Genomic DNA, 7,434 nt, shown 5'->3' with positions numbered 1-7,434 from the left:
GGTTCTGAGACAACAACCGCACTTCAAATTGAAGAGTGTGCTTGTTCGCTTGGAGACTCCGGGACCTGGATATTTGATCCGGTTGTCCCGATCAGAGTTTCGGTGGCCATAGCGTGAGGGAAACGCCCGGTTACATTCCGAACCCGGAAGCTAAGCCTTTCAGCGCCGATGGTACTGCATGCGGGAGCGTGTGGGAGAGTAGGACGCCGCCGAACAATCTTTAGGGCCCTTGGCCTTCAGCGTGCATGCGCTGAAGGCCAAGGGCTTTTTGTTTTTCCCTTGCCTTCCGAAGAACGTCGTTCCACCGCCTGCGAGAGAATTGCTGCCGCAGGCACGCAGACAGGAGTCACCATGTCCCCCAGTTCCTCCGACGATCGCGGCCGAGCCGAACGTCGCCCCCGACAGTCCGCCCCGCGCAGCAGCGACAGCCGTGAGCGCCGTGGACCCAGGCGGGACGAGGGCGGTCGGCCCGGCGGGGGTTTCCGGCGTGACGAGCGTGGTGGCACCTCAGGCGGCTTCCGTCGGGACGAGCGTCGGGATGAGCGCCGGGGCGGGGATGAGCGCCGTGGAGATGAGCGACGTAGGGACGACCGACCGCGTCGGGATGACCGCCCGCGCGGTGAGCGTACGTTCGACAACCGGGGACGCGACGATCGCCGTGGGCGTGGCGAGAGCCAGGGGCGTCCTCCCTTTCGCCGCGACGACCGGCGCGACGACCGCCGTGACGGTGGCCGCGTGGAGCGGCGGGACGAGCGGGGCCGGTACGGTTCCGCCGGCCGTGCGGACCGTGGGCCCTCCGAGCGCGGGCGCGACGCGCGGGGCGGCGACCGTGACAACCGCAGGCGGGAGGAGTTCAGGCGCGACGACCGGGCCCGGGGCGACCGTGGCCGTGACGACCGTGGCCGCGGTGAGCGGCAGGACGACCGGCGTGGTGGTTTCCGGGGCGACCGGCCGCAGCGGAGCGACCGGGAGCGGGAGCGCGCGCCCTACCGTCGGGACGACCGCGAGGGTGGCCGGGGGCCGCGGCGCGACGACGACCGTAACGGGCGTCGGCCGTACGGCCAGGGCGGCGGCCGTGGACGGGACGACAGGCGGGACGACAGGCGGGACGACAGGCGGGACGAGCGCCGTGGTGGCGGCTTCCGGCGGGACCGGGACGACAGCCGTGGTGGCGGCTTCCGGCGGGGCGGTGACCGGGACCGGCCGTACGGGCGGGGCGACCGGGATCGTGACCGGGGCGGCCGGGAGCGGCCGGAGCGTGAGCCGCTGCGGCGGCTGCCGATCGATGAGGACGTCACCGGGGACGAGCTGGACAAGGACGTCAAGCAGGAGCTGATGAGCCTGCCCAAGACGTTGGCCGAGGACGTCGCGCGGAACCTGGTCATGGTGGCGCGGTTGCTGGACGAGGACCCCGAGCAGGCTTACGGGTACGCGAAGGTTGCGCTGCGGCTCGCTTCGCGGGTGCCGTCGGTGCGCGAGGCTGCCGGGTTCGCCGCGTACGGGGTGCAGAAGTACGCCGAGGCGCTGGCGGAGTTCCGGGCCGCCCGGCGGATGACCGGGCTGCAGCACCTGTGGCCGGTGATGGCCGACTGCGAGCGCGGTCTGGGCCGTCCGGAGAAGGCGCTGGCGATGGCGGGCGAGCCCGAGGTGCAGAAGCTGGACAAGGCGGGCCAGGTCGAGATGCGGCTGGTCGCGGCGGGCGCCCGTCGTGACATGGGGCAGCCGGACGCCGCTGTGGTGACGCTGCAGAGCCCTGAGCTGGCGTCCAACTCCGTGCAGCCGTGGACGGCCCGGCTGCGGTATGCGTACGCAGACGCCCTGCTGGAGGTCGGGCGGGAGGAAGAGGCCCGCGAGTGGTTCGCGAAGGCGCTGGAGGCGGATCAGGGCGGGGTGACCGACGCCTCCGACCGGCTTGCGGAGCTGGACGGGGTCGAGTTCATCGACGCGCTGGACGAGGACGCGCCCGAGGACGAGGGCGAGATCAAGACAGGCGAGGACGAGCCCCGCCAGGACTGACGCTCGGCTGACCCCCGAGGCGTATCGACCCGTCGCACACCGAAGCCGAAGCCGAAGCCGAAGCCGAAGCTGAAGCCGAAGCTGAAGCCGAAGAAGAGAAGGGCGGACCCCGCAGGGGTCCGCCCTTCTCTTCTGTGTCTGTCGGCTACTTGTACCGGGCCAATGGGTTCCCCAGGGTGCCGGACAGGTGGAGGGCGCCTGCGGGGTCCTGAAGGTCGACCATCTGCTGGTTGTCGCGCAGCTGGAGGCGGTTGAGGCAGGAGAGGGGGAACTCCTCGGCGAAGAGGTCGTACCGGGTGTGCCGGGCCGCCAGGTGGGGGGTCGCTTTCTGGTAGCTCTTCGTCACGTCGGCCACCGTGGACCAGAACGCCTCCTCGTCCAGTACGCCCGCCGCGTCGAGCGTGGGGGCCAGGAAACGGAAGAAGCAGTCGAAGACGTCGGTGAAGAGGGACAGGATCTTCATGTCCTCGGGGACGTCCGCGCGGATGCGCTCCACTTCCGGGGGCAGTTCGGCATCCTCGCTCATGACGGCGATCTCCTCGGCGAGATCCTTGAACAGGGCGCGGCGTGGGACGCCGTGCTCGTCCAGGACGAGGATCACGTTCTCACCGTGCGGCATGAACACCAGGTCGTAGGCGTAGAAGCAGTGCAGCAGCGGGGTCAGATAGGCGTTGAGGTAGGCGCGCAGCCACTCGGCCGGCTCCAGCCCTGAACCGCGGATGAGGGCGGCGGCCAGCGAGTTGCCGTCGCGGTCGACGTGCAGCAGGGACGCCATGGTGGCGGGCTTCTCGCCCTCCCGCAGGAACGGCACGGGGCTCTCGCGCCACAGAGCCGCCAGCATCTTCAGATAAGGAGAGCCCTTGGGGGCCGCTGCCTCGTAGGGGGCCGGGTGGTAGCCGACGGCGGCGCGTTCGCGCAGCACACCCAGGCCGGTCTCGCGCAGGATGTCGTCGCCGGCCACCAACTCGGCCAGCCAGTCGTTGATGGCCGGGGTGGCTTCCATATAGGCGGCTGACAGGCCGCGGACGAAGCCCATGTTGAGGACGGAGAGCGCGGTCTTCACATAGTGCTTGGCGGGGTTGGTGGCGTTGAAGAAGGTGCGGATGGACTGCTGGGCGAGATGTTCGTCGTCGCCGTGCCCGAGGCAGACAAGGTTGCGCTGGGCGACCTCGGCGGCGAAGGTCACCGAGAGCTTGTTCCACCACTGCCAGGGGTGGACGGGCAGCAGGTAGTAGTCGTCCAGATCCAGGCCCTGCTCGGTCATGGCGGCGGAGAAGCGGCGCAGGGTGACGGCGGAGAGCTCGGAGAGCAGCAGTTTGTCGTAGCTGAAGTCCGCGCAGGCGGTGAAGGTGGCGCGGTCGCGGCGGGCCGCGACCCAGATGAGACGTACGGGCGAGCCGGTCTCGGGCGCGTAGGCGCGGTACTCGGCGATGTCGAAGCCGAGGCGGCCGTTGTTGGCGACGAAGCAGGGGTGGCCCTCGGTCATGCCGGACTCGATGTCCTGGAAGGCGGCAGCTGCCAGCTTTGTCGCGGTCATCGAGGGGGCGGCCAGCTTGTAGGCGGTGCTCGCCAGGGTGGAGCTGATTTCTTCCAGGTAGACGGGGAGGATCTCTTCGCCGAGACCGAGGGTGGTGCGCAGCTCGGTGATGAAGGCGAGGGCGTCCAGCGGGATTTCGGCCCCGGCGCGGTGGCGGGTGACGCTGTCGGGGTCGACCTGCCAGTGGTCGAGGGCGAAGCGGCGGGCGGTGAAGCGGTACTCGGTGGCGCCGTCGTCGGAGCGGACCGCGTAGCGGTTCCCGCCCTCGTCCAGCGGTGCCGGTCTCAGCAGCCGCTCGTGGCTGAACTCGGCCAGTGCTTTGCGGATGAGGAGCCGGGTGGCTTGCGCCCAGCGCTCGGGGGTGAGGTGGCTGACGGCCTCGTACGGCTGGGTTGGCTGGGGTGTGACGGGGAGGGTCATGCTGGGGTCACTCCTGTGGCGGTGCGGAACTGCTCGCGGGTGCAGAAGCTGAGCAGGGCTTCCTTCTCCGGTTTGGTGAGGGTGGAATCGACGCGGAAGCCGACCGCTTCGTTGAGGGCGTGCACGGCGGTGTTGCGGACGTCGGGCTCGACGACGACGCGGTGGGTGTTCTGGTCGGCGAAGAGCATCGCCATGACGGTGGTGAGGACGGCGCGGGTGAAGCCGTGCACGGGCTGCCGGGCGGGCGCGCACAGGAAGTGCATGCCGATGTCGCCTGGCTGGTGCGGGTAGAGCCCGGCCAGCTCCACGTGGCGTGGGTCGTAGCGCTCCATGAGGAAGGCCGGTGAGCCGTTGTGCAGTCCGAGGAACGCGTCGTGGTGCGGGGAGGCCGCGATGCTCATGAACTCGCGCTCGACGTCGGGGAGGGTGGCGTCCTGGAGCAGATAGAAGGCGGACTTGGGGTGGATGACCCAGCGGTGCAGCAACTCCGTGTCGGTGAGCGGGTCGAGCGGGCGGAGGGAGAAGGTGCCCAGCTGCTCGTCGGTGCGGGTGTAGACGGCGGAGGTGTCGGCGGCTGTCACAGTGCGGCCTCCGGTGCGGCGAACTCCTGGAAGGCGATGGACTTCTCGATCGGGTAGACCTCGCGGCCGAGCAGTTCGCGGATGATGCAGGAGTTGCGGTAGGCGGCCATCCCCAGGTCGGGGGCGACGAAGCCGTGGGTGTGGAGCTCCGCGTTCTGGACGTAGATCTCCCGCCCCGCGGTGTCGATGCTGTAGTCGCGGCGTACGGCGAAGCGGCCGCGGGCGTCCCACTCGATGCGGTCGGCGATCGGGTCGAGGAAGGCGGGCCGCTGGTAGCGGTAACCGGTTGCCAGGATCAGTCCCTCGGTGGTGAGGCTGAAGTCACGCTTCTGCTCTTCCTGGCGCAGCCCGAGGGTGTAGGTGCCGCTCGACTCGTCGTACGAGGCGTCGGTAAGCGCGGTGTTGGTCATCAGCCTGGTGGGGCAGGGCGCGCGGCGGTTCTTCCGGTAGAGCAGGTCGAAGATCGCGTCGATCAGCTCGGAGTTGATGCCCTTGTAGAGGTTCTTCTGCGAGGCGACCAGGGCTTCCCGGGTGTCGGGCGGGAGGGAGTGGAAGTAGTCCACGTACTCCGGAGAGGTCATCTCCAGCGTGAGCTTGGTGTATTCGAGCGGGAAGAACCGGGGGGAGCGGGTGAGCCAGGTGAGGGAGTAGTCGCGGCTGTCGATGTCCTGGAGGAGGTCGTAGTAGATCTCCGCCGCGCTCTGACCGCTGCCGACCAGGGTGATGCTCTTCTTCTCCCGGAGGGCTTCCTTGTGCTCCAGATAGCGGAAGTTGTGGATCAGGTCGCCGCCCAGGCCCTGGCAGGACTCGGGGAGGTAGGGCGGGGTGCCGGTGCCCAGGACGAGTTTCCGGGCGCGGAAGGTGCGGTGCTCGCCGTCGGGCAGGTGCTCGGCGCGGACGGTGTAGAGCCCGGCGGCCTCGTCGTGTTCGACGCTGCTGACGCGGTGGCCGAAGCGGACGGTCTCGCCGAGGCGTTCGACGGCCCAGGCGCAGTAGTCGCTGAACTCGGCGCGGAGCGGGTAGAAACTCTCGCGTATGTAGAACGAGTACAGCCGGCCGGACTCCTTGAGGTAGTTGAGGAAGGAGAACGGCGAGGTGGGGTCGGCGAGGGTGACCAGGTCGGACATGAACGGGGTCTGCAGGGTGCTGTCGTCCAGCAGCATGCCGGGGTGCCAGCTGAACTCCGGCTTGTCGTCGAGGAAGACCCCGTCGAGCTCCGGTACGGGTGCGGTCAGGCAGGCGAGGCCCAGATTGAAGGGGCCCAGACCGATGGCGACGAAGTCGTGGACCGGTGCGTCGGCCGGGTGGGCGCTGGAGGGGGTCACGTGGGGGCTCCGTGCGGGGTCGGTCAGCTCGCCTGGGCGGCGCTGAGGGCGGGCGTCGGTACGGTGCGGTGCTGGTCGACGTAGCTGTCGGCGTGCGCGGCGATCAGATCGAGGACCGTGGCGATGTCGGCCGGCGTGGTCTCGGGGTTGAGCAGGGTGAACTTGAGGTAGTGGCGGCCGTCGACGACAGTGCCCGCGACGATGGCCTCGCCGGAGGCGAACAGCGCCTCGCGGGCGTGCAGATTTGCCCGGTCGGTCAGCGTCCCGTCGTCGCCGGTGCATTCGCCGGGCAGGTAGCGGAAGACGAGGGTGGACAGCTGGGGTTCCACGACGACCTCGAACCTCTCGTCGCCGTCCAGCAGCCGCCAGGCGTCGGCGGCGCGGTCCACCACCTCGTCGAAGAGCTCACCGAGCGCGTCGGCGCCCATCACCCGGAGCGTCATCCACAGCTTGAGCGCGTCGAAGCGGCGGGTGGTCTGGATCGACTTGTCGACCTGGTTGGGAATCTCCTTCTCCACGCTGCGCGCCGGGTTGAGGTAGTCGGCGTGGTAGGTGACGTGGCGCAGGGTGTCCCGGTCGCGGACCAGGACGGCGCTGGAGCTGACCGGCTGGAAGAAGGACTTGTGGTAGTCCACGGTGACCGAGTCGGCGCGCTCCACGCCGTCCAGCAGTGCGCGGCGGCGCCGCGAGGCGAGCAGGCCGCAGCCGTAGGCGGCGTCCACGTGCAGCCACGCGCCCGCCTGGTCGCACAGGTCGGCGATGGCCGGCAGCGGGTCGATGCTGCCGAAGTCGGTGGTGCCCGCGGTGGCGACGACGGCCATCACCGTCTCACCCGCGCTCTCGCAGCGCGTCAGCTCCTCGGCCAGCGCGTCGAGACGCATCCGGCGCTGCTCGTCGCACGGTACCGGGATGACGGCCTGTGGGCCCAGCCCCAGCAGGACGGCGGCCTTCTCGATGCTGAAGTGGCTGCACTCCGAGGTGAGGATGCGCAGTCTCGGCAGGAGCTGCGCGGTGCTGAGCGCCGTCTCGGAGTTCTTGCGCACCAGGCGGCAGGTCTCCTCGCGGGCGAGCAGCAGCGCCTGGAGGTTGGACTGGGAGCCGCCGCTGGTGAAGATGCCGTCGGCCGCGGCGTCGAAGCCGATGCGCCGCGTCGTCCACTCGATGAGGCGGCGCTCGATCAGGGTGCCGCCCGCGCTCTGGTCCCAGGTGTCCAGGGAGGAGTTGACGGCGGCGATGACGGCTTCGCCGAGGACGGCCGGTATGACCACGGGGCAGTTGAGGTGCGCGAGGTAGCGCGGGTGGTGGAAGTAGACGGCGTCGCGGAGGTACACGCGCTCCAGTTCGTCCAGCGCCTCGCCGGTGGTGCCCAGGGGTTTGTCCAGGTCCACGGCGGAGACGGTGGGGGCGAGTTCGGCCGGTGTGACGCCGGTGAACGGCTGCTGAGCGGCGGCGAGTTTCACGGCGACGCGCTCGACGCCGTGGGTGACGGAGCGCCTGTAGTGCTCCGCCGTCCTGTCGTTGAGCAGGTGGGACCTGCTGCTCATCGGGGGCTACC

5 protein-coding genes and 1 rRNA gene are annotated in these 7,434 nt (G+C 69.7%); 2 read left to right on the top strand and 4 right to left on the bottom strand.

Annotated elements, in window-relative coordinates; all coding sequences use genetic code 11:
* Positions 1 to 98: 98 nt before the first annotated feature.
* Both rrf and JW592_RS33480 read left to right on the top strand, forming a co-directional pair.
* A 5S ribosomal RNA gene (gene rrf, locus JW592_RS31215) occupies positions 99 to 215 on the top strand.
* A 520-nt stretch (positions 216 to 735) separates the two neighbouring features.
* Complete coding sequence (locus JW592_RS33480; protein ID WP_307805609.1) at positions 736 to 2,016, top strand: tetratricopeptide repeat protein; 1,281 nt, start codon at positions 736 to 738, stop codon at positions 2,014 to 2,016.
* Positions 2,017 to 2,161: 145 nt separating this feature from the next.
* Here the strand turns inward: JW592_RS33480 and JW592_RS31205 are convergent, their stop codons facing one another.
* The 4 genes from JW592_RS31205 to JW592_RS31190 are packed head-to-tail and all read right to left on the bottom strand — an operon-like array spanning position 2,162 to position 7,423.
* Positions 2,162 to 3,973 (bottom strand): IucA/IucC family protein, encoded by a 1,812-nt coding sequence (locus JW592_RS31205; protein WP_209268640.1) that lies wholly within the window; start codon positions 3,971 to 3,973, stop codon positions 2,162 to 2,164.
* Positions 3,970 to 4,554, bottom strand: a complete 585-nt coding sequence (locus JW592_RS31200) for a GNAT family N-acetyltransferase (RefSeq protein ID WP_209268639.1) — start codon at positions 4,552 to 4,554, stop codon at positions 3,970 to 3,972. Before JW592_RS31200 ends, JW592_RS31205 begins: the two co-directional genes overlap by 4 nt.
* Complete coding sequence (locus JW592_RS31195; RefSeq protein ID WP_209268638.1) at positions 4,551 to 5,879, bottom strand: lysine N(6)-hydroxylase/L-ornithine N(5)-oxygenase family protein; 1,329 nt, start codon at positions 5,877 to 5,879, stop codon at positions 4,551 to 4,553. Before JW592_RS31195 ends, JW592_RS31200 begins: the two co-directional genes overlap by 4 nt.
* A 23-nt stretch (positions 5,880 to 5,902) precedes the next feature.
* Positions 5,903 to 7,423 carry a pyridoxal phosphate-dependent decarboxylase family protein gene (locus JW592_RS31190; protein ID WP_209268637.1) on the bottom strand — a complete coding sequence of 507 codons (1,521 nt, stop codon included), beginning with the start codon at positions 7,421 to 7,423 and terminating at the stop codon, positions 5,903 to 5,905.
* Positions 7,424 to 7,434: the final 11 nt, after the last annotated feature.

Origin of the sequence: Streptomyces spirodelae (assembly GCF_017676385.1) — a bacterium.
Taxonomy (GTDB): Bacteria; Actinomycetota; Actinomycetes; order Streptomycetales; family Streptomycetaceae; genus Streptomyces; species Streptomyces spirodelae.
The sequence above is the reverse complement of the archived record's forward strand: the minus strand, read 5'-3'. Positions and strand labels throughout refer to the sequence as shown.